The sequence below is a fragment of the Fibrobacter sp. UWB11 genome (genome assembly GCF_900143015.1).
Taxonomy (GTDB): domain Bacteria; phylum Fibrobacterota; class Fibrobacteria; order Fibrobacterales; family Fibrobacteraceae; genus Fibrobacter.
The window spans coordinates 31689-57519 of the sequence record NZ_FSRT01000006.1; the positions used below are offsets into that span (position 1 = coordinate 31689).

Below are 25831 nucleotides of genomic sequence, written 5' to 3' on the forward strand. Positions count from 1 at the left end.
TTGTTAGCGGGGAGAATATAGCTAAACCATATATATTTGGCAAGTGACTCAGTCGTCTAGACCGCTATGGGAGGTTCTTATTTTTTACAAATAAATATTAATTCAGCCTTAAGGCGTGTCTTGGATGCAGCGAACAGAATACATAATATCTTTTCCAAAGCTGCCGCCGTAATGTGCTATGTTATCGTCATTCACCACAAGAATGGAATAAGCACTGCCGTCGCTGATCTCCGTGGAACTCCAGAAATAGGCGGCTTCGCCATTGAATTTGAACTTGGATTCATCGGCGCTGTACTGGCCACTAGGCAATGCGGTAAAGCCGGAGGTGTTATCGCCCGCTCCACTTTGAGTTACCTTGTTTTGATCCTTATAATCAATCCACAAATCAGAATTAGCCTTAAGGTGTAAACCGGCATCATTTTTTTCTGGGTCTGTTGACGTATTTACTATGTTGATCAGGATTTCCAATTCCGCCTGCGATGGCAGATGCCAGCCATCAGGGCATATTCCCTGAACTCTAGAGGCTAGATTACATTTCTTACCATTACCGCACAGACTATTGCTCATGCCCACTGCGTCTGCCCAGTGATAAAGACGACCATACTTGGAGCAATCTCCTTCTTCTGTTCCGTTTCCACCACCGCACTTGCTTTCTAGAGTTGGGGTGCTCAAGTTATTTGCCATCCAGGTTTGTTGTCCTATCTTAACCATCTTATAGATTCCATCAACAACAATGCTTTTCTTCGCGCAGAATTCATTTTCAGGATTGTATTCTTTACCTTTACAAAGGCTAACAACCTGTTTGTTGTCAAAACAGAAATGTGTCTCTGGATCGTAAGGTGTTTCGCCACAAAAAGCCTTATAGAGTTTTTTAATCAGAATGTACTCGCCTTCGGTGCAATTAAGCGTAATGACTCCGTCCTTATCATCTGTAATTTTGCAGTCATCACTTGCGTTTGTGCCATTAGTACCATTATGAATCACAAGCGGGTCCGAATTGCCACAAGTAATTTCAACGCCGTTTTCCACCGACTTGGCTGTGCAACCTTCACCGGATTCACCCTTTAGCGATTTTAGCCATTCGGTTTCTGTTCCCTTGAAACCGTTCTCTTTTGCAATTTCGTAAGCGGACTTGCCGTCGTTGCCGTTTTTGCCGTCCTTGCCGTTGTCACCATTTTTTCCATTGGTGCCATCTTTGCCGTCTGCGCCATCCTTTCCATCGGCTCCGTTTTTCCCATCCTTACCGTCTTTGCCGTCGTTGCCGTTTATATCATTCCATTTCTTGTCGGAACACAGATAAACTGCACCAGAATCCTTTACAAAGACCATTTCACCATCATTCTTGTCTTCGCATTTCGCGAGATTCTCATAAGCATTCACCGATTCAATTCCAGTTTTCGTGATTTCGGTAATGTCATCGCCACAAGCCGTAAGGGAGGCGGCAGTCGCCAAAGCAAGGGACGAATGCCATAACAATTTGTTCATGTGATTCTCCATATTAAAAGGATTAAAATTCTATAAAGGATTCCAGGACTTCAAGTCTTGGAATAGCGGTAGAAAAATAAAAATATATTCCTAAAACGATTCAGAAATTTATTTTTGTATATTCTGCTTGCTGTATGCAAATGATTGAAAAAGTATCTCAAGCGATTGAATGTTTTAAAAAGAAAGATTTGTGGGCCAAAATAGCCTTTACCATAATCTTTCTTTCGTACTTGTCTTTTTGTCACACCTGTTTTAATCCAATAGCGGGGGATACTTATCCCGTTTATGAGAATAATTATCCGGGGGATTTGTTTGGCTTTCGGGCGAAAAATAAAGGCGCAAAGCAATGCAAGTTGGATGGCAAGAAACTTTTTCTAGAACGGGAAACTCAGAACGAATCATTTTGGTATGACTTCTTTGTTGATTCTAGGGCTCTTTATGTTTGGCATCTCCAATATCAGGATGTGGATAATGTCAAAAAAAATATTTTGACATACAGGTTTGAACCGCGTGGAGGTATTGGGGCTGTTGTTCAGGGGACGGGTATTGGGATTGATGAACGGCAAGATTCTATCGTAATTTTTTATGATGCTGAACCATTTGATGGCTTTACAATTGAGCCTAGCCCGTTTAGCGATAAAATCGTACTTCAGAAAAGTGCTCCGTTCGACGTTAAAAAAAGAGCTCCGGGCAAGGATGTCATTTCAGCTCATTGCGCTAAGGAGTGGTCCAATTGATCAAGAAATTGATAAATAAACTCTTTACTTTGACAGCCTTTATTGCTGCTGTCTGCTTGGCAATTCATTATACGCCAACGTTCTTGATTACAGGAAACATGGATTCTGTAGACAACGTGCCGTTTCGCATAATTGCTTTGCTGTTTACTTTATTGATGCTTGTGTCGGCTGTTTTGTTGTTGCTTGATTTGTTCTCGCTGAAAATCAAAATTGTACAAAATAAAGTTTGGATGTTTTTTGCGGCGATTGGTGTTGTTCCGATTTTGCCTTATGCCTCTTTTTGGTTAATCTATTTCGTGTGCTTCATCTTCCACTATGCAAAGCGATTGTGGGGATTTTTAGTCGGATAGTTTTAAGTGAAGGTTTTCTCCTGATACATTTAAAAAGGTTCAGGTAAAGAGTATGGTTTTGACGGAAGAAGAACTGGATTACCTCGCCTAGATCAAGATGAAAGGTGTTAAACAAGGAGCGGAAGAAAAAGCGCGCGAGATGGCAAAGAAAATGCTTGTCGAAGACTTTTCTATCCAAATGTTCACTAACTTTTAGACAATTAGACGGTCTTTTTCTATATTCTGGCGCATGACGAAATCCATAGTTATCCGCGATGCTCATGAACACAACCTCCGCCATGTCGATTTGACGATTCCCCGCGACTCGATTGTCGTGGTCACAGGCGTTTCGGGCTCGGGCAAGTCGAGCCTTGCCTTTGATACGGTGTTCCAGGAAGGGCAACGCCGCTTTGTGGAGTCGCTTTCGGCGTATGCGCGCCAGTTCATCGGCCGCATGAAGCATCCGGATGTGGAAAGCGTTCGCGGAATTTCGCCGACGATTTCGATTGACCAGAAGACGGTGAACCGTAACCCGCGCAGTACGGTGGGTACGGTGGTCGAGATTTTGGACCATTACCGTTTGATGTTTGCTCGCCTCGGCGTTCCGCATTGCCCTAAGTGTGGCAAGGTGATTCAGGCGCAGTCCGTCGACCAGATTGTCGATAACTTGTACGCTAGCGACGAGAATAAAAAGATTTTGGTGATGGCGCCGATTGTGCAGGAGCGCAAGGGCGAATACCGCAAGGAACTCGCGGAGCTCAAGGAAAATGGATTTGTCCGCGTGCGCGTGGATGGGACGATTTACAGGCTCGAAGAAGTGCCGCTGTTGGTGCGTTACGAGAAGCACACGATTGAAGTGGTGATTGACCGCTTGACGCTCGAACGCAAGAACATGAGCCGTTTGCGCGAGGCGATTGAAGGTGCCTTGAAGCTCACGGACGGAAAGCTCGTGTCGTTCTTGCTGACATCGCAGGAGGCGGGCGTGGATGGTGCCGCGAAGGAAGAATACCGCTTGCAGGGTACGCAACTCGCTTGTCCGAAGTGCGGAATTTCTATCCCGGAACTCGAACCGCGATTCTTTAGCTTTAACGACCCGAAGGGGCAATGCCCCGCCTGCAAGGGCCTTGGCGAAAGTTGCAAGTTCGATATCAATTTGATTGTGCCGAATCCGGATTTGTCTTTGAAAGAGGGTTGCCTTGCCCCGCAAAAGAAGGACGACGGTTGCATTATCTTTAGCGATTTCGGTTGGCGCAATTTGCGCACGATTGCAAACGAAATGCACTTTTCGCTTGATACGCCGTGGAATAAGCTCAAAAAGGCGCAGCAGGATGCCGTGCTTTACGGGACTCCGAGCGGGAGTGAACGCGGTGTGGTGACGATTATGCAGGAACTTTGGGACATGTGGCATATTTACCACTTCCGAAAGTATATGCAGATTGGCGTTTGTCCGGAATGTCACGGAACGCGAATCAACCGCATTGCGGCGGCCGTCGATTTCCACGGTCATAACATTTGCGAGATGACGGAATGGTCTGTTGAAAAGTCCGTTGAGTTTTTTGATAAGCTCAAGTTGAGCCCCAAGGAACAGCGCATCGGTCGCGAAGTGCTCAAGGAAATCCGCGGGCGCCTTGGATTCTTGAAGGCGGTGGGCCTTGGCTATTTGGACATTAGCCGCAAGGCTTCGACGCTTTCGGGCGGTGAGGCGCAGCGTATCAGGCTCGCAAGCGCCGTGGGTGCGGGGCTCCAGGGCGTGCTTTATGTGCTTGATGAACCAAGTATTGGGCTGCACCCACGTGACAACGATAAGTTGCTCGAGATGCTCGAGCGCTTGCGAGCCCAAGGCAACAGCCTTCTCATCGTGGAACACGATGAGGATACGATGCGTCATGCGGATTGCGTGATTGATGTGGGCCCTGGCGCGGGTGTCGAAGGCGGTCGCATTTTGGCGGCAGGCACTGTCGAAGAATTGGAAAAGAACAAGTCTTCGCTTACGGGCGCTTATTTGAGCGGTCGCAAGGCGATTGAAATTCCGACACAGCGCATGAAGATTGATGCAAAGACGCCGAAGCTTAAGATTTGCGGTGCTTGCGAAAACAACCTCAAGAACATTGATGTGGAAATCCCGCTGGGTGGTGCGTTTACTGTTGTGACGGGCGTTTCTGGCTCGGGCAAAAGCACGCTCATCAACCAGATTTTGCGCCGTGAACTTGCCCGCGTGTTCTACAATTCCGAAGAACCGGTCGGCAAGTTTGACCATTTGGAAGGTCTCGAAAACATCGACAAGGTCATCGAAATTGACCAGACGCCGATTGGGCGCACCCCGCGCAGCAACCCGGCGACTTATACGAAAATTTGGGACGATATCCGCGACTTGTTTGCGGGTATGGAAGAAAGCAAGGTGCGCGGGTACACGAAGAGTCGCTTTAGCTTTAACGTGAAGGGTGGCCGTTGCGATGCTTGCGAAGGTGCGGGCGTGAAGGTCATCGACATGCACATTTTGCCGAGCGTGCAAGTCACTTGTGATGTGTGCGACGGCAAACGCTTTAACGAAGCGACCCGTGAAGTTTATTTTAAGGGCAAGAATATTTCGGAAGTGCTCGACATGAGCATCAGCGAAGCCGCTGAATTTTTCAAGGACATTCCAAAAATTGCAGAACCGCTCAAGCTCCTTTGCGAAGTAGGCCTTGGCTACCTCACGCTCGGTCAGCCTTCCACAACTTTGAGCGGTGGCGAAGCGCAACGAGTGAAAATTGCTTCGGAACTCCGCCGTCCGGGTACGGGCAAGACGCTTTACTTGCTCGACGAACCGACAACCGGTTTGCATTTTGAAGATATCCGCCGATTGCTCGAATGTTTGAACCGCTTGCGCAGTCTCGGCAACAGCGTCGTGGTGATTGAACACAACCTCGATGTGATCAAGTGTGCAGACTGGATTATCGATTTGGGCCCGGATGCGGGCGTGAATGGCGGCCGCATTATCGCGACGGGAACTCCCGAACAAATTGCCAAATGCAAAAAGTCGGAGACGGGGCGTTACTTGGCTCCGGTCTTGGCGAAAAAGCATGGCGAAAACAAACATTTTGAACGCACGGATGAAAAGGGCGAAGATTACTCGCTCGATATCGAAGTTCACGGTGCGCGCAAGCACAACCTCAAAAACATCGATGTGACGATTCCGCGCCATAAGCTTACCGTGATTACGGGCGTTTCGGGCTCGGGCAAGTCGAGCCTCGCGTTCCATACGCTCTTTAGCGAAGGCCAGCGCCGCTTTGTCGAAACGCTTAGCACGTATGCTCGTCGATTCTTGGGTCGCCCTGACCGTGGTAGCATTGATTCCATTTCGGGCTTGGCGCCTGCGATTGCAATTGACCAAAAGAGCGCAAGCAAGAGCCCGCGTAGTACGGTCGCAACGCTCACTGAGATTTACGACTACTTCCGCATTTTGTGGGCTCGCGTAGGCACGGCGCATTGTTTGAAATGCGGAAAGCCGGTCAGCTCTTATGCCGCTGGCGACTTGATGCAGTTTGCTTTTGACCGAGACATCAACAAGATGGTGACGGTGCTTGCTCCGTTCGAAATCAAGGACGAAATTAAGTTGTCCAAGATTCTCACGGAAAAGGGTTACCGCAAGGCATATCTTGGCAAAAAGCTTGTGGAACTCCCGCTGCCCAAAGTCCCGACACGCGAAAAGCAGTTGCTGGCTGTAGTCGATTCTGTGGTGGTCAAGGAAGAAAATCGTGCTCGCCTTGTTGAAGCGTTTGAACGCGGCTACCGCGATGGTAACGGAATTCTCTACGTGGATTGCGATGGCGAAGAACGTCTCGCTGCAAGCGAAAAGCCGGGTTGCCCGGATTGCGGCTGGTACATGGATTCCGCGCTGAACCCCAAGCATTTCAGTTTCAATACGCACTGGGGCGCCTGCGAAACATGCCTTGGTCTTGGTCATTTTAAGGATGGCGAAGAATGCCCGGATTGCCATGGCGAACGCTTGAAGCCAGAATATCTTGCGGTGCGCATCTTGGGCAAGAACATTATGGATGTGCATCACATGAGCATTGCCGAAGCTCGCGATTGGTTTGCAAAGGTGGATTTCACCCAGGAAGAAAATGCGACTTCTGCATCCATCCAAAGTAAAACGACAATTGCCTCTCCGCTCCTCCGCGAAATCATTGGTCGTTTGGACTTCTTGATTAGCGTGGGCCTTGGCTACATTGGTCTTGACCGTGCGGGCGATACGCTCTCGGGAGGTGAATCCCAGCGTATCCGCTTGGCAAGCCAAATCGGCAGCGGCCTTGAAGGCGTACTTTATGTGCTTGATGAACCGACTGTGGGCCTTCACGAAAGCGATACCGCGAAACTTCTCGATACACTTTACCGCTTGCGCGATTTGGGCAATACGCTTGTGGTTGTGGAACACGACATTAAGATGATGCAGGCCGCAGACCACATTATCGATATGGGCCCTGGTGCTGGAGACTTTGGCGGTGAAGTTGTTGCCGAAGGAAGTCCAGCGGAACTTGCAAAACCGTATGCGTTGCAGCAGTTCCCGCGCAGCGAAACGGTCAAGTTCCTTACGTATTCCACGCCGGTCGCTAACCAGCTGGAACCGGTGCGCATTACGGAGGATACGGAATTCTATGAATTCAAGAACCTCAAGGCGAATAACTTGAAAAATTTGTCTGTGAAATTCCCGAAAAAGGCGGTGAGCGTTGTCTGTGGCGTTTCGGGATCGGGCAAGAGTTCTCTTGTTGTTGATGAAATATTCCCGGCGCTTAAAAAACAGTTTCAGGCGCGTGGACGCAAAAAACAGAGCGGCGAAGTCTTGCTTGTGGACCAGAGCCCGATTTCGGGAACGCCACGCAGTACGCCGGCAAGCTTTACAGGTGTCTTTGACGATATCCGCAAGCTGTTCGCGAAGCTCGAACAGTCCAAGATGAAGGGCTTCGATTACGGTCGCTTTAGCTATAACCTTGCGCGAGGCCGTTGCCCCGCTTGCGAGGGCCGTGGCGCCGTCGCTGTCGAAATGCACTTCCTCTCGGATATTTGGGAAACTTGTGAAGTCTGCGGTGGCAAACGTTACAATCAAGAAACTCTTACGGTCACGTTCAAGGGCAAGAACATTGCTGACGTGCTTGACATGCGCATTGTCGAAGCCTGCGAATTCTTCAAGGACCAGCCGAAAATTTTGCCGAAACTCGAATGTCTCCGCGATGTGGGCCTCCCGTACGTGAAACTCGGTCAACCCGTGACGACGCTTTCGGGCGGTGAATCCCAGCGCTTAAAGCTTGCTGCTGAACTTTGCCGCCGTCCGGCAAATGAAATGGTCTACCTGCTCGACGAACCGACAACGGGGCTTCATTTGAAGGATATCCAGATTCTGTGGAACCTCTTGCGTAGGCTTTCGGCGCGTGGCGATACGGTCATTGTCATTGAGCACCATCCGGATATTATCCGTTTGGCGGACTGGAAGGTCGAATTGGGGCCTGTTGGCGGTGCAAAGGGCGGTTACTTGCTTGAAATGGGCGTTAATTCGTCAAAATTTTAGAACATCTTTTCTAAGAAGAAATTATTTTTCTAAACGAGAAGGTTCTAAAAGACAGGAGAGCTTATGACATTTTCCCGATTGCTTCCGCTTTTGTTGCTAGTCCCGGCGCTTACCATGGCCGATGAAGACCGCAACTTCAAATTGACTTCGGAAAATTTTAAGGTCGGTAGCCTCCTGGACGGAAGTATTGTAGAAAATGCTTCCAAGAAAGCTATTGCATTGGACAAATCTTTAGCAATCTCGCAAGCTCCGGTGTTCCCGCTGCACCCTAACACGCTTTACCTTCGCTATAAAAAATCCGCAAAGGAATATTATTGGTTTTCTGGGGAAGCAAAGCCGGAAGAATATAAAAAGCTCCATGCCTTTAACCTTAAAGATAATCATCTAGGCGTGCGCGAAGTCGCTGGCCTCCGTTTTTACGCCTCCCGCCAGTATAAAGCCTTCCAGGACGAAGCTGATATCTACTTTGATGCCGAGTACGTTTATTCCCCGCGCGTATCCAAACTCCTGTTTATGAAGAATGGCAAGTGGCAGGTCTTGGAAGAAAGCGTTCATCCGGGCATGGTGCAAATCCAGTCCGATGAAAAAAAATTGGAAGTCGTGGCCTTGAATTCAAAGATGAAAGCGGGGACGAGGACGATTTATCCGGCAGAAAATGGGGTCTACATTTTCTCCTTCAATGCGCCTGACAAATATCCGTATGTGGATGCCGCTGTGCTCAAGCCGGGCGAGGTGCTCACGTTCAATGTGAAGTTCCCGGAACCGGATTCCGTTGTCGAACTTTCGAGCTCTAGCGCCGTTCCCGAAGTTGCCGTAACTAGTTCGGGGGCTGTTCCCGTTGCAGATTCTGTATCAGTTTCTTCTAGCTCGGGTGCCGCTCCTGCTGATTCTTTGGTAATTCCTGATTTTGACGCTCCTGTTTCGAGTTCCAGTGTTGCTTCTTCGGAATCGAAATCGCCTGCGCCAGAGCTTTCCGTGACGCTTGAACAAGTGCAGGCTCTTCAAACGCTCGAAGAAACTGAAACACTTTACGATGCTTTCTCTGCTGATGTCGACAAGAATTTCACGCGTGTGGACACGACTGAATTTTCGAAATTCTATCCGCCCATCAAGCCCGCCGATTCTCTTGGACTGAATGATTCTGGAAAGGTCTATCGCAATTACGTTTCTCACTATAATTACAAACGTGCCGAAGCGCAAACGTTGTGGCGCCAAAAGAAGTTAGGTGTTGTGAGTGCTATGTACAAGGCGTTCCATGCAAAGCTTGATAGTCTTCAGGCTCTTCCGATTGATATCAACGTGAAACCTGTTGCAATCGAAAACATTTTGAAAGCTCCCGAAACCGTTACGGACTCGGCAGACACGATTAAGAATGTAACGGGGCCTGCAAAGGTGGATTCTCTGAACCTTCATTTTGGTGCGGCTCACAGCCGTGTAGAAGTTTCTTGGAAAGGCGTTGTGGAAGGTTTCTCTATGGATTCGCTTTCGTCCATGCTTGCCAATAACGATTCTACTCTCGTAACAACGTTGCACCTTGTGAACAATAAGCCGGTGTGGGTGTTCAAGGAAGGAACTCTTGTTGGCCGTTACCAGTATCGATATACCAAGATTCTTTTCCGTGTGGGCGATTCTCTCTATACCGGCAAGGGTGAATTTAGTTTGCCTAAACACATTGCAATGGAAAAAGAAGTTGAGGAATGGCTTAGGAATAAAGTGCCTGAATCGTCTTCGTCTGTAATTGCAAGTTCGTCTTCCGAAGCTGTGGTAGATACAGTCAAGGCGGACTCCTTTAATATTGTTGAACATGCAACTCGCGGTACCGTTGCCATTATTGATTCCGGCTCGTTCCGCTATCGTGGCAAGGTTGTTTCGATGTCACCGTACGCAATCCATACAACCGAAGTCACGCAGGAATTTTTCCACAAGATTATGGGGCTTCTGGATTCTGCAAAGCGCATTCCGGATAGGTCTGCATTCAAGGGCCCGCAAAAACCGGTCCAGAACATTACTTGGGAAAAAGCTCAATATGCATGTAAGGTGCTTGGCGGTGATTTGCCGACCGAAGCTCAGTGGGAATATGCTGGTCGTGCCGGTAGCAACGATGGAATTCTTTGGAATTCCGATGACGTGATGAGTGTCGGCAAGTATGCAATCTTCGCGGAAAACTCTTTTAAGAGAGGCAAAAAGAGCGACGCTTATGGTCCGCACGATGTAGCGACCAAGTCTCCGAATGCATGGGGCCTTTATGATATGTCGGGTAACGTAACCGAATGGACTCGCGATAATTACTTTGCAATCACGTTCTCTATTGAAAGCTCAAATCCGACGGGTTCTTTCTGGGGTACGGGTAAAGTAATAAAGGGCGGTTCCTGGAAGGACAAGGCAAAGAAACTGAACATGACTGAACGAGATGATGAAGATCCACGTTACTGGTCTGATTTCATCGGCTTCCGTTGCGTGTTCCCACTCGATAGAATTATTCAGGGAAAGTAAAATGAACAACGATTCCAATAAGGAAAAAAGTTTATTCAAGAAGCTTACGGCACTCCCGTATTTGCTGGTGTTCTTGGCATTGTTGATGCCATTGGCCAACGTTTCTTGCTCGGCAAAAGAGGATAGCAAGCCGATTGCCGAAATGACGTTTTATCAGGTGGCTTCTGGTGTTGACCTCGATCAATCGCTTGTGGAACCGGCGCTGGGGCAGATGCACCGCATGGTCAAGGAGAATCCGAAAGTTCTCGACCGTTTCAAAACGCAGATGCCGAACTTCCCCAAGATGGAGTCCGTTCATCATTTGTACGGAATCCTAGCGGCTGTATTCTTGGCTGCTGTATTTGCTTGGCTTGTTCCGCTTGCATCGACGGTGATGGGGCTATTGTCGATGATTTCGCTGTGGTCGCTTTTGATGAAGCTATCGCATATTAGCGAAACTCTTGGAATCCCGCTCTTGAAAGTAGAGGCGGGCATTGGGCTTTATTGCGCGAGTTTCCTGATTTTGATTGGAACGGCGATGAATATCGCGACGATGGTCCGCCCGGCTGTTATGGCGCGGCGCGCTCGCAAAAAACAAAAGTAAATAGAATCGAAGTTGTAACGCGCGGACCTGGCTTTTGCCGGGATTTACTTGATTTGAATACGTGACTTTTATCAAATGTAAGTAAATTGTAGTGAAATTTTACAAAAAAGTTATGATTTGTTGGGGTTTTCCTTTTGTTTCGAAAATTTTAAATTTTCGCGCGTTGTGGGGTTATCGTAGACACCTGTTTATGATAGCTGGATGTTTGGTACGTAACATTAAAAACCAATGATACTTGGTGATAGTATCAGACTTTTAATATTATGACAGAACAACGAAAAGTTTCTGCATCCGGTTTATCTTCGATTCCCCAAGGGAAGAATATAATCCCTGTTGCTTTTTCTGCAAACTTTTCGCTAACATCCTTGCCCCATTTAACGAACTCTATAGTTGGGAGATAGACAATGAGAAATCTGAAAGCATTTTCTGCTTTTGCTTTTGCCCTCGCCTTGACGGGAACATCATTTGCTGCCGATGGAGAAGAAATTCTCGGTACGTATGGCGCCATTACGGTTAAGAAGGTTCAAAAAGAGGTCGTACAAGATTGGGAAAGTAAATCGTACAGAATTGTTGCTGTTATCGATGATGAATCTGATGAAACTCCGGTGATTACTGAAGATATCCAGGCGGATTCTGTTTATTACAATCGTGTCTTTAAGTCCAAGATTCCGTCTACAATCATGTTGCCTTTCGATGTGCCAACGTGGAAGTTATCTGGCCTTAACGCTTTTGAATTTGTAAGTGTTGTGAAGTATACGGATCATTTTGTTATCAATGTTCGTGATGCCAAATATGCTAACACTATCAAGGCAAATACTCCTTATGTCGTCATGCCTGAACAGGATAAGGATACAGTCATTTCGTTCCATATGGATTATCAAACTCCAGATTATGTGACTCTCAATACGACAACGGAAAATGGGCATGGAGTTTTTTCTGCAGGCGGTTATGATTGGAATGTTATAGGGACCTATGAACGTATAGAATTCAAAAAGCCTAAGGGTGTCTATGGTTTTGCTTCTGAAGAACGCGAAAATACGAAAATAGGTGATTTCAGGAGAGCTGCTTGCAGTGAAACACGTTGTCCCTTCATCAAACCTTTTAGAGCGTATTTAAAGTGCACTTTGACCAAGGAAGAGTCTGCTTCGCAAGTGAAGGGTTTGGCTAAGATGGCTGAATCTGCCAGTTTGGAGGATTTGCCAGAAAAGGTTGCTGTTAATGTTATTTCGGATAGCACTAATAGTGGTACTACTTATATAGGAACCCTTAATACCCGTACGGGGGAATTTGTTAAGGAAGACAACCGTTGGAGCGATATGAAAGGTCGCTTGCTTCAGCATAAGCCGACTGCGAAGGGTGTCTATTACCACAATAAGAAACAGGTTATTATCAAGTAGGATTGGTTGAAAAATGAATATCAAGGTAGAAAAGAAAAAGTATATATTCCCCTGTATGGAAGTTGTGAATTTCACGCAAGAAGCTTGTCTGCTTAGTGCTTCACAAGAAGAAGATGATAATGGCGAAGATGTACCGGAAATCGAAACCTTTGATGGTGGATTTAACTAACAAGTTTTTCCATTGAAGAAAATTGAAAAAAGGTCGCGAGTTCAGCACTCGCGACCTTTTACTTTCGTCTTTGTACAAGTACCAAATGCTAGGCTCGAAAATAGGTTTGCAAGCAACCCTGCTTTGCTCGCCTTACGCATTTGTCGTCTGTAGCCGCTATACAAAACTTGGCAACTTGTTGCCTTTGTTGCTGTTATCCACTTTGTGGATAAGCGGCGTTCTTTCGTCTAATTACACGTTAAACAAGAAGTACATGATATCGCCATCCTGCACGAGGTATTCCTTACCTTCGGTACGTACAAGACCTGCTTCCTTGGCTGCGTTCCAGCTGCCGTGCTTCAAGAAGTCGCTGTAGCTTAATGTTTCTGCGCGGATGAAACCGCGTTCAAAATCCGTGTGGATGACGCCTGCGCACTGTGGAGCCTTGAAACCAGCGTGGAATGTCCAAGCGCGGCATTCCTTTTCGCCTGCGGTAAAGAACGTGCGGAGGCCAAGGATTTCATAACCTTTACGAACAACTGAATCAAGTCCGGATTCGGTCATGCCGAGTTCCTTGAGAAAGTCTGCCTTGTCGGCCGGTTCCATTGCAGAAAGTTCTTCTTCAATCTTGCCGCTGATAACAATCACGTCGTGACCATGCTTAGAAGCGTATTCCTTGAGCTTATCCACGTAGGCGTTACCCGTGAGAATGTCGTCTTCCTTCACGTTTGCGCAGTAGAAAAGCGGCTTTGCCGTGAGGAGTCCGAGGTCCTTGACGATGAGTTCCATTTCTTCGCTGTCGTGCATCACGGTGCGAGCGGCGTGGCCTTCTTCCATGCTCTTCTTCAAGAGTTCGCAAGCGGCAAGGCGAGCTTTTGCTTCGGCGTTACCGGTACGTGCAGACTTTGCTTCGGTAGCAAGGCGCTTTTCGACCGTGTCCAAGTCCTTGAGGATAAGTTCAGTTTCGATGACTTCCACATCGCGGATCGGATCTACAGAGCCGTTCACGTGGATGATGTTTTCGTCGTCAAAGCAGCGCACCACTTCCATGATGGCTTCGCATTCGCGGATGTGGGTGAGGAACTGGTTTCCGAGACCTTCGCCCTTAGAAGCGCCCTTTACAAGACCTGCGATATCTACAAATTCTGTAACGGCCGGGACGATGGATTTCGGGTTATAGACCTTCACAAGTTCATCGAGACGAGCATCCGGGACGCTGACCATGCCGACGTTTGGGTCGATGGTGCAGAACGGATAGTTTGCGGATTCTGCGCCTGCGTTGGTGATTGCGTTAAAGATGGTGCTCTTGCCCACATTGGGGAGGCCTACGATGCCACATTTAAAACCCATGATAATCTCCGATTTTTAGCGGCTGTACTTTCCGCTTGTTTTTTCGGCGTAAAGGTAGAAAAATGCCCTTGGAGTGAAGCTTACGAAAATCTAAATTTACGCCCGTTTTTAGGTGTTGTATGGCAACGGATACGTTAAAGACGAATATGGATATGTTGAACGGCCCTCTCGGAAGAAAAATCTTGAGGTTTGCCATTCCGCTTGCAGCAACGAGCATTTTGCAACAGCTGTTCAATGCTGCCGATGTTGCCGTGGTGGGTCAGTTTGCAGGCGACAAGGCGCTGGCCGCAGTCGGGGCTAATACGTTCGTCATCAACTTGCTCATCAATCTGTTCGTGGGCATTTCTGTCGGTGTGAACGTGGTGGTCGCGAATTCCATCGGGGAACGCAGCTACCGTTCTGTAACTCGCAGTGTTCACACGTCGGTGATGGTTTCGTTCTTTAGCGGAATTTTTCTTTCTTTTGTCGGAATCGTTTTTGCAAGGCCGATCCTTTCGGCGGTTTCGACGCCTGCAGATATTATGGATATGGCGGTTCGCTACTTGCAAATTTATTTTGCCGGGATGCCGTTCGTGATGCTGTTCAACTTTATCGCGGCAATTCTGCGTGGCAAGGGCGATACAAAACGCCCGCTCTACGTGCTTATTGTAGCGGGTGCCGTGAATGTCGTCTTGAACTTGATTCTCGTGGCGGGCTTTGGCCTTGGCGTGTCGGGTGTTGCTATTGCGACTGTCCTTGCAAATGTCATTAGTGGACTTACTTTGTTCTATTTCTTGCTCCATGAAGTGGGGCCGTTCAAACTTGAATTCTGGAAGCTGCGCGTGACGCCGCTTTTCTTGAGCCGTATTATGCGCGTGGGGCTACCCTCGGGGCTGCGCGGTGTCGTTTTTTCGTTTAGCAATGTGTGCTTGCAGTCCGCCATCAACAGCTTGGGCTCTTCGACGGTAGCTGCTTCTGCGGCGGCCCTCAATTACGAGTTCATCGTTTACTATTGGCTCAATTCATTCTCGCAAGCCTGCGTGACTTTTGTGGGGCAAAATTACGGCGCAAAGAATATGCCCCGTTGCCGTAGCACCGTCCGTTGGACGCTTTTGCTGGGTTGCGTTTCTACGATTGTGTTGAGCGCGCTCTGCTGTATTTTTGCCCATCCATTGCTGTCGGTGTTTACGTCTGATTCCGAAATTATTGAAATCGGTTCTATCCGCATGTATGTGGTGGTGGGGCTCCTGTTTATCAATGTCTTTCTGGATGTGTTTTCGAGCGCGCTTTCGGGAATGGGGAGGTCTCTTGCGCCGGCGCTTACTTGCGTTGCTGGCGTGTGCGGAATCCGCATCCTCTGGGTGTTCTTTGTATTCCCCAATTACAAGTCGTTTGCCTCCCTCATGGTTATTTACCCGATAAGCTGGGTGGTGACCATCTCTGTTCTTGCGGGGCTATACTTCTACTACGTAACGCATACGAAATTTAAGGTTCCCTAAAATTCGTTTTTAGCTTGTAAAAACGGCTTGATTGTTGCAATTTCGGGGATTTTTAATTGTAAATGTTTGTTTTCTGATTTGCCCGTTTTGACGGCATTGCCAATTACTTGACATTTTGTCAATGGACGGATTTGGCACTTTTGAGAGATATTTCCCAAATGAAAATATTTTTCAGGTATCCAATAAACTGCCGATTTGGGATTGGATTCGTAAGGTGTCAATTAGTGTTGGAGAATTGATGCTTCTGTATCGGGTGGAGACTTGGGTCACTCTTTTTTTATGATTGCAGCAATTTAGGTGACCAAGGCCGAACAGAGTTTCCAATCCCAAACGGCCTTTTTTGCCCCCTTTGAGGGGGCTTTTTTTATGATAGTAAGTATCCCGAAGGGTAATTAACTTGCTATAGCAAGTCGTCGAGGTTTATCCCGTACATTTTCACGTTGTCAATCCACACGTCGGAGCCATTGTAAACGAAAATCGTGAAGCGCGTAATCTTGTTACGGGTTACATCCCAACCATGGTAGCTCTTGCCATCGGCGTTGGTGAAGTCCTTGGGAGTGACCACAACGCGAGTCCATTCCTTATTGACACTTTCTTTGTACGAAGTTTTGTAGTTCGTGTCGGATTCGACGATGGTTTCAAGCACAATTTCAAAGTCTCCATCGCCCTTGATCCAAACTTCTACAGAATCGAGCTTGCTCAGGTCATGCTGGTGATCTGCAATGCGGGTACCGATAACGACGTAGCGACCCAATTTATTTGCCTGGTATTGCACGTGGAGCACGTTTTTACCGAAAATTGAACTGTCGGCTTTTTCGATGCCCTTTGTCGGGTCCTTGTTCAAGTCGTTCTTGACCGTTGCGCTGTCGTGAGGTTGCACGTACCAGTCGAACTTGTTGTTCAGCGGTGCCGGAAGTGCGTTGTATTTGGTGCCGCTTTCGAAGTTCAATATTGTGACGCTGTTGAGTGCGCTCACGAGCGAATCGCTGATGCCTTCCCAGACGTTCACGTCCTTGAGTTTTTCGGCTTTCTTGTCGCCCCACATGAGCATCCACGGTCTGACGGTATCTGCTGCACTTTCAACACGGATGTTGAGTGTTGCGCTGTTGATTGTCGTATCCCAGCCGTCGATTTCAAACGGGATGAGGTTGCCGCTTCCGTCGTAAAGGCGTATGTCGCTACCGTCCTTCTCGGCCTTCGAGAAGTCGAAGTTTTCTTCGGTCAAGCGCAAAACAAGAACTGTCGGGAACGTGAGCGGACGCATCCAATCCGAAATCAGTTCGGAAGGCATAAAGCGGATTGCGTTTTCAGGAACGACTTTGTTCGGGTTCTCGATGAGTCCGAGGTCAATGGTGTCGTTCGTCGTAACGGTTGTAGATGTTTGGCCGATGGCGCTCAAGTCCTGTGCATCCCAAGCGCTCACGGTGAGGTTTCCGCATGGAGCCTTACGGATGACGAACTGACCGAGGGAATCAGTCTTGATAATTTCGTTGGTGCCTTGGATGGCAACCCAGGCGTAATTGGCGGAGTCCGGCAAGTCAACGAGACCCTTCACTGAACCTACGGCTTCGAGCGATGCGCTGTCGAGCGTGTACTCGTGATTGAGGTTGTTGAGCGTATATTGCAAGACAATAGAAGAATCGCCCTTGGTAAAGTTGATGATGTAAGAGCCGTTTTGGTGCCTGTCGATGTGGACCCAACCGTTTGTATCGGTTTCGCCTTCGTAGGTGTATTGTACTGCGCTTGTTTCGGCAGTGTCGGCTACATACCAAGAGGGGAGCACCTGGTAGCGTACTTTGGCTGCCGGTGTACCGTCGTTAAAAACTCGAATGGCGATGGCGTTTTCGATTTCCGTCGTATTCCCGGCAGAGTCGTTGCCTGCACCGCAAGCAGCGAGAATTCCAAAGGGTACCAAATAAAGAAGCTTGTTAAAATTTTTCATTTTATTTTTCCTTCTTTTTATTGAGTGCGACGGGGAATAAGGCGAGGTTCAACTGCATAACGCGATCGGGCACAATGCATTTATCGACTCGAATCTGGATTTCCTTGCGGAATTCCTTGAGCATCTTTTTGAGGTCTTCGAATCCCTTGGCGTCGACGGCCATGGTGATTGTCGAAATGTCACGGTTTTCTGGCGGAATTTCATTCAAAGAACGGATGCCAAATTGCATGACCTTCGAATGGAAACTGCGGATGGCTTGAGCTTTTTCGGCGCCTTGAACCGTGATATGCGGGTCGGCGAGGCGGACTTTGCTGTTATTGTTGATCGGCTGGATAAAACCGAGCGACTTCAAAATCTCGATGCTTTCTTGCGCCTGTTCTTCGGTAATGGGCGGAATGACGCTGTTTGCGATTTCCGGGATGTCCACATTGCCGTGCTTCACTTCGATGAGCGCTCTTACGACGATCGTCCACCAGGCGCTGAGATACTTGAGTTCGTTGTCTTTGAGCAGATGGCGCTTGACATCACGCAACTGGAAGGCCTTTTGCAGAATTTCTGCTTTGGTCTTTTCGGACTTGGTGCGCGAGGCGACAATCAGCAAATCGAAATAGGCTGCTCCGCGCCCGTCGAGCCCGAGCATTTTTTTTGCGGCGGGAACTGCATGTACGGGGAGGTTGCGCTTTTTCTGAACTATATAATAAGCGTGACTTGAATCCAAGCCAAGCGTTTTGCCGAGAGTGCTGAAGGAATACAAGGAGTTGTGTTTCTTATGCTCCAAGTAATAATCCTTGATCATATCCCGGTAGTCATCGTAATCAAAGATTTCTGCCATAACCAAACCTATACTAAATATACTTTAAAAATTGTGGGAGGGAGGCTTGTGAGTAATTAGTAAGTAGGTATTTGGCCGGTTGAGGGGCTAAATTGGTGCTTTTTGAATGTATAATTACTAGAATTACATGGGAATCTTTTTTGGAATGAATATGGCTCAGAAGAAAAAAAATTGGATTAGGCGCGTTGTTGGCCTTTTGCTGATGTATGTTCTTTTATTCGTGGGGTACGAGTATTGGCAAAAAAAAGTCGAAGAACGTTTTCTATATGAAGACATGATTCATGCAACGAATGAGTGCATCCGAGTAGGTGACTGGAAATGTGCCGAGAAAAATGTTCAGGAACTTTTGAAGTCCGAACCAAATGATACGAATTTGCAGATGCACATGGCAGGCATTCTATTTGAACAGGAACGTTATCAGGAATGTATCAGCTACATTGAATCGTTGAACTTTAAACACAAGGATTTAGATTACCTTGTTGAAAAGTCGAATGCCTTGGAACAGGAATTGAAAAATCTGGGTGTCGAAAAGTCTATGCATTTCCGCTTGGAATTTGATGGCGGCCCTTCCAAGAAAGACGTGATGGAAGCGCTTGCCGTTTTGGAAGTTGCCTACGATTCGATTAGTAATTTGTTCGACTATTTGCCCAAAAACAAGATGAGCCTTGTGCTGTATGAGGATAAGGAATATCAGGGAACGGGACCGCGCCCGGATTGGGTGGGCGCCGTGTTTGATGGAAAATTGCGCGTGCCTGTGAACATGATGGCGTATCGTGAAGTTTATCGTCCGGTGCTGTTTCATGAACTGACGCATTCATTTGTTCGTGCGATGACGCATGCGAATGTGCCGTGTTGGATGAATGAAGGAATTGCGCAGGTGATTGACGGCTCGCATAACAATGAAGAACACCCGGCGGGAGCAAAGCCAAGCATTGAATCGCTAAGAAAATCTTTTGTGAAAGAGACAGATTCGAAAAAAGTGCAAAAACTTTATTGGTACTCGCGGAGAATGGTTGAAGAACTTTTGTGGCGTGATGGTGACGGTCCGGAAGCTTTCCGCAATTTTGCAAAATGCTTGCAGGACTTGCGTGGACTCGGAACGGATAAAGCTCTGCAAAAGTATTACGGAGTAACTGCTCAAGATTTGTTAGAAACGATTCGATGAGCGTTGTGGTGGATTGTACGATGGATACAGCATTGAAAAATATCGTGATTCTCGCGACGGGCGGTACTATTGCGGGCGCGGGCGAGCAAGGTAAGGATATTGGGTACAAGTCGGGCTCAATCAAGGCGCAAACGCTGATTGATGCGATTCCGGAATTGAAAAATGTGGCGAACATTTTTGTGGAACAGGTCTGCAATATCAATTCGGACGATATCACTTCTGAAATTTGGATTTCGATTGCGTTGCGGATAAAAGAACTATTTGAAAATGGGTTTGGCGATTCGCATGAACTTGTCGATGGTATCGTGATTATGCACGGGACCGATACGATGGAAGAAACGGCTTTCTTCTTGAGCTTAGTTTTAAATGTTGCGAAACCTGTGATTTTGACCGGCTCGATGCGCCCTGCAACCGCAGCGGAACCGGATGGCCCCGCGAACCTGTTGTTTGCCGTAAAATGTGCCGTTGAACAGTCGTTGCAGCGCCCTGAGCGTGCCGAAGGAACCATCCTGAGCAACGCCGAAGGATCTAGTGATAGTCCCGTCCGCATCGCATTCGCAGGCAAGCTTATGGACTCCCGCACTGTGCAAAAAATCCACGCGAACGACCTTGACGCCTTCGCCGAAATAGGGACCGCGCAGTCCTCCCGGCCCACGTTCGACATTTCCTCCCTGCGTTCCCTCCCGAAAGTCACCGTTCTTTACTTTAACGCCGATGCCGATGCCGACCTTGTGCGTTATGCCGCAGAACGTTCTGCGGGCCTTGTCATTGCAGGTGCGGGCGCCGGAGAATTTTCGCAATCATGGATGAACGCGATTGGCGATGTTGTTGCAAAATCGAATGTCCCGGTGGTCATTTCAACGCGAATCAATCGCGGTTCCATTGTCCCGGAACAATTGCTTGTGCCCGGAACCATTGCTGCATACAGTTTGCCGCCAGCCAAAGCCGCCGTCCTCTTGCGCCTAGCATTAACCATCACGAATGACCCCGCGGCTATTCAAAAGTTCTATCAGAGGTATACATAGTAAGCGAGAAGAGTGGTTGAATAATTTAAGGATAATGAAGGAACGTCGAGAGAATGGTGGCGTCGGCCAAGGAATACCTTCGCAAAAGTCTGCAAGGTGAGTGTCGCGACGGGCTGCTTGCAGACCGGCATGACCGAACCGCAGCGACGGACGCCGTAGGCGTCAACTCCGAGCTGGGGCCCCGCCCGCATGACGTACTTTTTGCGTTTCAAAAACAATTAATTCTAGAGTAATTAAAAATGAAATTTTTAATACAGCGAGTCACTAAGGCTCAAGTCGATATTGAAGGTCAAACCGTCGGAAAAATTGACGGCAAGGGATTCCTTGTTCTAATCGGAGTCGGTGAAGGCGATACCCGCGAAATAGCCGACCGTTTTATCAAGAAAATGCTTGCACTCCGCATCTTTGCCGACGAAAATGGCAAAACGAATCTCTCCATCAAAGATGTTGGCGGTTCGCTGTTGCTCGTTTCGCAATTCACGCTTTATGCCAATTGCAACAAAGGCAACCGCCCTACATTCAATGGGGCCGGTAATCCGACGCTTGCAAATGAACTTTACGAGTATATTATTGAACAGTGCAAAAAGGAAATTGCGGTTGTCGAAACAGGAAAGTTCGGCGCAGACATGCAAGTAAGCCTCGTCAACGACGGCCCATTTACTATAATGTTGGAATAGCACGTAACCGATTATTCTTGTCATTCCCGGTTTAACCGGGAATCTCCATAAAGGCGAATGCTGCGAAAATGCTTGCATTTTCATAGCTGAGCCGAATGGAGTGGGCTATAGCCCCATCTCCTTCTTGTAAAAATGAAAGGGAGATGCCTGCTCGGTGGCAGGCATGACAAGCAGAATATTAGGAGTATTTTATGAAGTTTTTGCAATTTATGTTATTGTGTGCCTCGACACTATTCATCGCCTGCGCGGGCTCGCGAGATTCCTCGTCGGAAGGCTCTGCCGATGACATGGCCGATGCTCCGTGCACAGAATGTGGTACGCGAGGTGAAATTGAACTGAAAATTACAGACGAAAAATTTTATCGCGAATGGAATTCCGCTGCGTTTAGCCGCATCGATTCGAATGCGGTTGTCGGTGTTTTCCCTGCGCTCAAGGTCACTGCAAATCGCCCCGAAAGTTGCAAAATGTGCCATAGCTACAGCGCTGATGCTCTTGATTTTGACCTCGCTCGCGTCGAAGATTCTTTGTTTGTAAAAGCCTTCCCGAAAATGACTCGTGAACTCATGCTTCCGGGCATGCGCGTTCCTGATGCCGATTCCGCTTACATAGATACGTTGTCTGCAAAGCTTCTCAAGATGAAATTTGTCGAAGGCAAACGACTTGATGATGTAACTCCGTGGAAAGAACGTGATGGCGTTGAACAGACATTGACACGTCAATTACCGTTTGAACTTTCGGATTTGCTCAATAAAATCGCAAGTCGCTATGAACTCCGCTATTTGACAATTCCACTCCTGATGGATGTCACGATGGATCCTGACTTGGGCAAGAAAGGCGGATTCAAATGGGAGATTGTTTGGAGCATGTGGGATGCCCGCTACGGCGAACTCGTTTGCCTTACGTATTCCTCGTTTACCGCAGCAACGACAACGCGTGTAGCGCCCGAAAAAGAATGGGCGACCCCGTTCGCCTCTAGACTTTGGAAATTACTCAACACCGACGTTGCGCATTTCGAGAATCACTGATTTAGTTACTAGTTCTTAGTCATTAGTTATTAGATTAATTTTTGGCGCCTTCGGCGCGATTATAAATAACTACAGACCATTGACTAAAGACTAATTACTACTTTTTAAGTTATGAACACTCCTTTCTACGTTTTTATGAAGCTTTTGCCGAAGAACGCTGCAAGTCGCGTCTTTGGTGCGTTTACGCGTTTGCGTATCCCGTTCTTGAGCAAGTTCGCTCGTAACGCTTTCGCTAGCTACTATAAGCTGGACATGGCTGAGGCAGAGTATCCGCTGAGCCATTACAAGAACATTGGCGAACTTTTCATCCGTAGGCTCAAGCCGGGCATGCGTCCTGTTGCCGATGCCGAAATCGTAAGTCCGGTGGATGGAGTGCTTTCGCAAACGGGTACGTTCGATGGTGACGAACAGAACTTGATTCAGGCAAAGGGCAAAACATACACGCTCACGAGCCTGTTGCGCAGTGCTGAACTCGCAGAACGTTTCAAGGGTGGCGCATTTGCGACAATTTATTTGGCCCCGTTTAATTACCACCGTATCCACAGCCCTGTTAAGGGAAACCTCGTGCTTTCAAGCTACTGCCCGGGTACGCTTTGGCCGGTGAATGTCGGGAGCGTCGAACGTGTTGAAGGTCTTTTCTGCATCAACGAACGCTTGACCAGCCAACTGCGTTTGGCGGACGGTTCCGAAGTGCTCGTGGTTAAGGTCGGTGCAACGAACGTTGGCCGCATTGGCGTTGTGTATAATGATTCTATCTTGACGAATGCAGGCAAGCTCCCTCGCGATAAAAAACGTTTGGATTGGGTTCCAAATAAAGAATTTCCGTTTGAACGCGGCGATGAACTTGGTCGATTTGAAATGGGCAGTACCGTGATTCTCGTGGTCGATAAAAATATCCGCGAACGTCATCCGGATTTGTTCAAGTCGCGTCTTGGTCAGGCCGTGAAGGTGGGCGAGGCTCTCTAGTTGGTCTCGGTAAAGCGGTTCATTCACGACGAGCCTGCGCTATTCAAGGCTTCAAAGGCTTTTGTCGCGCAGCTTTTTCGCTGTGCCGATCCGATAGTTTACGTTGCGTGCAAACTATCGGATAAAAATGAACAAATTGCATGGACTTTGCTTGGGAGCGCTCTTTTTCAGGAACGCTCCTATCCCGAAATTTTGCGGTTGATGTTGGCCTTGCACGAACGGTTTCCGGGCGATAAACTTTGGTCGCTCCCCGTACCAAAGGGCGGCGAAATCGAAGAGGTCGTGGAACAGACGTTCAATAGCCGCAATTGGTCTGTGTTCGAAAATGTTGCCGGAATTTTCTGGAGTGTAGGGCTTTTTGTCCGTCACCATCCCGATTTGGTTGCCTGGATGCGCGAACGCACTCCCGAAGAAATGTGGCGCGACTTGGGCGAAATCTATTTCATGGGGCGTTCTAACCCACGTCCGAAGGCTTGCGCTGCGATTTACCGTCTGATTGCGCCTGCTCCACTCGGGCTCGGGCTTGCTTACCGTGAATGTGCAAAGATGCCTCCGCTGCCGCTTACAATGGGTGCCCGCCGCTTTCTTGCCATGCTAGGCCCTGCTAAGGAAGATAACTTTTCCGAGCTGGATTCCAAAGAAAAACAAAAACTGGCAAATGAGTTTTTTGTCGCGCTAGCTCCCGAAAATCCCTACTTTGCAGCCCATTCGTTGCAGTTCTTTCTTGAAAACGGAACGAACGGTTTTATTTGTCGTGAACTGACTGCGAATTGTTCCGAGTGTCCTCTTTATGAGTATTGCAATTACGCCGAAGTTCGCAAACGTTATTGATGTATGCTAAATTTTATTCGTATGAATCGATTCCCGTTCAAAAAGCATAAGACTACGGCGCTATTTAGGAGCCTGCTTGGTGCTGCACTTTGTGTTTCCTTGTTTGCATGCGAACAGAAAGTTGATGAAACGGTCGATTACACGCTGATGTGCTACAACGATATTTGGCCAATGGATGAAATCCATATAAACGACGGCTCAAACTACGACATCAAGGCGCTTGAGAAAAAAATCGATTTGCGTTACCCGATGATGCTTGGCGACACGCTCGACGTGACGATTCTTGAATTTAAGAGTGACGTCTATGCGTTGGATTATTACATCAATAGCGGACGCTTCCAGGGAATTGTGCCTATTTTGCGCGGAGCGTTCTTGGAACAAAGTATTCGTTCTGGTGCGCGTATTTTCGTTTTCAAGCACGACAGCTTCCGCCGTTACGAACGTAGCGACCTCGAAAGTTACGTCCGCCGTTACCCGAATCCGCGTCATGGCGGTTTCCCGCAAGAATTCCTGAGCCTCCCGTTTGAACATCGTGAACCGGGGCACACTTCCATCCAGACCAAGTATTTCATTGGAGTCAAGGCTTATTTCCCAGTGCTTGCGCAGAGTTACCGCGATGCGGACTTGCAGTGGAATGTGGCTCGCAGTTGGGACCTTGTAGACGAAAATGATTTTATCGCCTGGGGGCGTCAACTGAATATTGTGCATCCGAAGGGAATTTATCGCGAAGCATCAACTCTTTACTTTGATGCGGGCGAGGGTGTGAACGGTATGGCAACGAGACTGCCGGGCGGTCGTGTGGTGGCGGTGTGGGGTTACCTCGATTGGACCGATCTGGAACGTAAGTTCTTTACCGCAAGTGACCGCGTCTACGGCGCACGATACTAATTTTTTATTACTATATTCAGAATATGGCTATTGAAAAACTTGCAGAAACTCTTTTGGAAAAGCTCCGCTATATCACCAAGGCGGAAACTGTAATTGGCGAACCTATCCAGGCGGGCGAATCGACCGTGGTGCCCGTGAGCCGCGTTTCTCTTGGCTTTGGCTTCGGCGGCCTTCAAGGGAAGGGTGACACGTCTGCATCTGGCGGTGGCGCTTCTGTCGAACCGGTGGCGTTCCTCGTCATCAAGGGCGACGATGTGCGCATCATGCCGATTACCAAGGACAGTTCCCTCGTCTCGAAGGTGATGGATATTGTTCCTGACGTTATGAACAAATTTACTGGCAAGAAGTCGCTGAACGACGTTTAATCGTCTTAAGACTTAGCCTTTTGATTGCTTATGTTGCCCGCCGTTGTGCGGGCTTTTTTTTGATGTGGTGGAAATTGGTCGAAAAATGAATTTTATTGGTCAAATTTTTCTTGAACTTTGTTTTGTAAAAAACTATTAAATTTTTGAGAACATTTAGTAGTGATTGTTCTCACACATGTTCTTGTAAAAAATGTAAAAATTTGCGTTTTCTATTGACATTCGCTATTTAAAAGAGTATCTTTGAATACGTAAAATTGAGAATGGTGACGCCTTTGGGTGTGTATGGACTAGGAATTTTGAGAACGTCTGGGGGTCTCTGTCCATTCTCTAAGTTTCGCAAGGTGAATTGGTGCATTTTGCGAAGCGCCCGGCACGGGGTTATACGTGCCACGGAATCCTCCTCCAAGGCGCCGTAATGGCGTACTCCTAACACAAAAAAATAGGACCTCCTCATGAACAATGAGGAGGTTCTTCGTTAAGTCCTTTAGGTAAGAAGCCGATGCGTAGCAGCGGCTTTAACAACCACCCGCTATGCGGGTGAGATTAGAGCTTAAGCCATTACGAATAGAA

At 47.9% G+C, this 25831-nt stretch carries 20 protein-coding genes; 16 read left to right on the forward strand and 4 right to left on the reverse strand.

The genetic code is table 11. The features are described 5' to 3' along the window. Positions 1-108: 108 nt before the first annotated feature. Positions 109-1485, reverse strand: coding sequence for an FISUMP domain-containing protein (locus BUQ91_RS15205; RefSeq protein ID WP_074209892.1), 1377 nt, complete (start codon positions 1483-1485; stop codon positions 109-111). 140 nt (positions 1486-1625) lie between these two features. Here BUQ91_RS15205 and BUQ91_RS15210 point away from each other — a divergent pair, with 140 nt between their 5' ends. The 7 genes from BUQ91_RS15210 (at position 1626) to BUQ91_RS15785 (ending at position 12738) form a co-directional block, all read left to right on the forward strand. Beyond that, positions 1626-2222 carry a hypothetical protein gene (locus BUQ91_RS15210; RefSeq protein WP_139255965.1) on the forward strand — a complete coding sequence of 199 codons (597 nt, stop codon included), beginning with the start codon at positions 1626-1628 and terminating at the stop codon, positions 2220-2222. After that, positions 2219-2572 (forward strand): hypothetical protein, encoded by a 354-nt coding sequence (locus BUQ91_RS15215; RefSeq protein ID WP_072831094.1) that lies wholly within the window; start codon positions 2219-2221, stop codon positions 2570-2572. Before BUQ91_RS15210 ends, BUQ91_RS15215 begins: the two co-directional genes overlap by 4 nt. 229 nt (positions 2573-2801) lie before the next feature. Beyond that, on the forward strand, positions 2802-8096 hold the full coding sequence (uvrA, locus tag BUQ91_RS15220) for an excinuclease ABC subunit UvrA (RefSeq protein WP_074209893.1): 5295 nt from the start codon (positions 2802-2804) through the stop codon (positions 8094-8096). A 63-nt stretch (positions 8097-8159) separates the two neighbouring features. Next, entirely contained in the window at positions 8160-10589 is a 2430-nt protein-coding gene (locus tag BUQ91_RS15225; RefSeq protein ID WP_072831100.1) for a formylglycine-generating enzyme family protein, read from the forward strand. Position 10590: 1 nt separating this feature from the next. Next, on the forward strand, positions 10591-11172 hold the full coding sequence (locus BUQ91_RS15230) for a hypothetical protein (protein WP_072831102.1): 582 nt from the start codon (positions 10591-10593) through the stop codon (positions 11170-11172). A 404-nt stretch (positions 11173-11576) separates the two neighbouring features. Continuing rightward, complete coding sequence (locus tag BUQ91_RS15235) at positions 11577-12569, forward strand: hypothetical protein (RefSeq protein ID WP_074209894.1); 993 nt, start codon at positions 11577-11579, stop codon at positions 12567-12569. 13 nt (positions 12570-12582) lie between these two features. After that, positions 12583-12738 (forward strand): hypothetical protein, encoded by a 156-nt coding sequence (locus BUQ91_RS15785; protein WP_175566654.1) that lies wholly within the window; start codon positions 12583-12585, stop codon positions 12736-12738. Positions 12739-12969: 231 nt separating this feature from the next. Here the strand turns inward: BUQ91_RS15785 and ychF are convergent, their stop codons facing one another. Then, on the reverse strand, positions 12970-14067 hold the full coding sequence (ychF, locus tag BUQ91_RS15240; RefSeq protein WP_074209895.1) for a redox-regulated ATPase YchF: 1098 nt from the start codon (positions 14065-14067) through the stop codon (positions 12970-12972). Between the two features lie 119 nt (positions 14068-14186). Between ychF and BUQ91_RS15245 the strand changes: the two genes are divergently transcribed. Beyond that, positions 14187-15545 (forward strand): MATE family efflux transporter, encoded by a 1359-nt coding sequence (locus BUQ91_RS15245; protein WP_074209896.1) that lies wholly within the window; start codon positions 14187-14189, stop codon positions 15543-15545. A 400-nt stretch (positions 15546-15945) separates the two neighbouring features. On the opposite strand, the gene BUQ91_RS15250 is transcribed toward BUQ91_RS15245, so the two are convergent. Together BUQ91_RS15250 and BUQ91_RS15255 are read right to left on the reverse strand one after the other, a co-directional pair. Next, positions 15946-17487, reverse strand: a complete 1542-nt coding sequence (locus BUQ91_RS15250; protein ID WP_074209897.1) for a hypothetical protein — start codon at positions 17485-17487, stop codon at positions 15946-15948. 1 nt (position 17488) lies between these two features. Beyond that, positions 17489-18319 (reverse strand): DUF4423 domain-containing protein, encoded by an 831-nt coding sequence (locus BUQ91_RS15255; RefSeq protein ID WP_072831112.1) that lies wholly within the window; start codon positions 18317-18319, stop codon positions 17489-17491. 151 nt (positions 18320-18470) lie between these two features. Between BUQ91_RS15255 and BUQ91_RS15260 the strand changes: the two genes are divergently transcribed. The 8 genes from BUQ91_RS15260 (at position 18471) to BUQ91_RS15300 (ending at position 25261) form a co-directional block, all read left to right on the forward strand. Then, complete coding sequence (locus tag BUQ91_RS15260) at positions 18471-19484, forward strand: tetratricopeptide repeat protein (RefSeq protein WP_139299764.1); 1014 nt, start codon at positions 18471-18473, stop codon at positions 19482-19484. A 20-nt stretch (positions 19485-19504) separates the two neighbouring features. Beyond that, a complete protein-coding gene (locus tag BUQ91_RS15265) occupies positions 19505-20509 on the forward strand; it encodes an asparaginase (protein WP_254842398.1) in 1005 nt (334 codons plus the stop codon). A gap of 239 nt (positions 20510-20748) precedes the next feature. Continuing rightward, on the forward strand, positions 20749-21186 hold the full coding sequence (gene dtd / locus BUQ91_RS15275) for a D-aminoacyl-tRNA deacylase (protein ID WP_074209899.1): 438 nt from the start codon (positions 20749-20751) through the stop codon (positions 21184-21186). A gap of 191 nt (positions 21187-21377) precedes the next feature. Continuing rightward, complete coding sequence (locus BUQ91_RS15280; protein WP_074209900.1) at positions 21378-22211, forward strand: hypothetical protein; 834 nt, start codon at positions 21378-21380, stop codon at positions 22209-22211. A 111-nt stretch (positions 22212-22322) separates the two neighbouring features. Then, complete coding sequence (asd, locus tag BUQ91_RS15285) at positions 22323-23177, forward strand: archaetidylserine decarboxylase (protein ID WP_074209901.1); 855 nt, start codon at positions 22323-22325, stop codon at positions 23175-23177. Then, complete coding sequence (locus BUQ91_RS15290) at positions 23178-24008, forward strand: hypothetical protein (RefSeq protein ID WP_074209902.1); 831 nt, start codon at positions 23178-23180, stop codon at positions 24006-24008. It abuts the gene before it with no gap. A gap of 3 nt (positions 24009-24011) precedes the next feature. After that, positions 24012-24896 (forward strand): hypothetical protein, encoded by an 885-nt coding sequence (locus tag BUQ91_RS15295; RefSeq protein ID WP_074209903.1) that lies wholly within the window; start codon positions 24012-24014, stop codon positions 24894-24896. Between the two features lie 23 nt (positions 24897-24919). Continuing rightward, positions 24920-25261, forward strand: a complete 342-nt coding sequence (locus BUQ91_RS15300) for a GerW family sporulation protein (RefSeq protein ID WP_074209904.1) — start codon at positions 24920-24922, stop codon at positions 25259-25261. The last annotated feature ends 570 nt before the right edge of the window (positions 25262-25831 follow it).

Bases quoted from the DNA above. Each gene is read 5' to 3' on its own strand.
- BUQ91_RS15205 (WP_074209892.1), bottom strand. From the start codon at position 1,485: ATGAACAAATTGTTATGGCATTCGTCCCTTGCTTTGGCGACTGCCGCC.
- BUQ91_RS15210 (WP_139255965.1), top strand. From the start codon at position 1,626: ATGATTGAAAAAGTATCTCAAGCGATTGAATGTTTTAAAAAGAAAGAT.
- uvrA (WP_074209893.1), top strand. From the start codon at position 2,802: ATGACGAAATCCATAGTTATCCGCGATGCTCATGAACACAACCTCCGC.
- BUQ91_RS15225 (WP_072831100.1), top strand. From the start codon at position 8,160: ATGACATTTTCCCGATTGCTTCCGCTTTTGTTGCTAGTCCCGGCGCTT.
- BUQ91_RS15230 (WP_072831102.1), top strand. From the start codon at position 10,591: ATGAACAACGATTCCAATAAGGAAAAAAGTTTATTCAAGAAGCTTACG.
- BUQ91_RS15235 (WP_074209894.1), top strand. From the start codon at position 11,577: ATGAGAAATCTGAAAGCATTTTCTGCTTTTGCTTTTGCCCTCGCCTTG.
- BUQ91_RS15785 (WP_175566654.1), top strand. From the start codon at position 12,583: ATGAATATCAAGGTAGAAAAGAAAAAGTATATATTCCCCTGTATGGAA.
- ychF (WP_074209895.1), bottom strand. From the start codon at position 14,067: ATGGGTTTTAAATGTGGCATCGTAGGCCTCCCCAATGTGGGCAAGAGC.
- BUQ91_RS15245 (WP_074209896.1), top strand. From the start codon at position 14,187: ATGGCAACGGATACGTTAAAGACGAATATGGATATGTTGAACGGCCCT.
- BUQ91_RS15250 (WP_074209897.1), bottom strand. From the start codon at position 17,487: ATGAAAAATTTTAACAAGCTTCTTTATTTGGTACCCTTTGGAATTCTC.
- BUQ91_RS15255 (WP_072831112.1), bottom strand. From the start codon at position 18,319: ATGGCAGAAATCTTTGATTACGATGACTACCGGGATATGATCAAGGAT.
- BUQ91_RS15260 (WP_139299764.1), top strand. From the start codon at position 18,471: ATGGCTCAGAAGAAAAAAAATTGGATTAGGCGCGTTGTTGGCCTTTTG.
- BUQ91_RS15265 (WP_254842398.1), top strand. From the start codon at position 19,505: ATGGATACAGCATTGAAAAATATCGTGATTCTCGCGACGGGCGGTACT.
- dtd (WP_074209899.1), top strand. From the start codon at position 20,749: ATGAAATTTTTAATACAGCGAGTCACTAAGGCTCAAGTCGATATTGAA.
- BUQ91_RS15280 (WP_074209900.1), top strand. From the start codon at position 21,378: ATGAAGTTTTTGCAATTTATGTTATTGTGTGCCTCGACACTATTCATC.
- asd (WP_074209901.1), top strand. From the start codon at position 22,323: ATGAACACTCCTTTCTACGTTTTTATGAAGCTTTTGCCGAAGAACGCT.
- BUQ91_RS15295 (WP_074209903.1), top strand. From the start codon at position 24,012: ATGCTAAATTTTATTCGTATGAATCGATTCCCGTTCAAAAAGCATAAG.
- BUQ91_RS15300 (WP_074209904.1), top strand. From the start codon at position 24,920: ATGGCTATTGAAAAACTTGCAGAAACTCTTTTGGAAAAGCTCCGCTAT.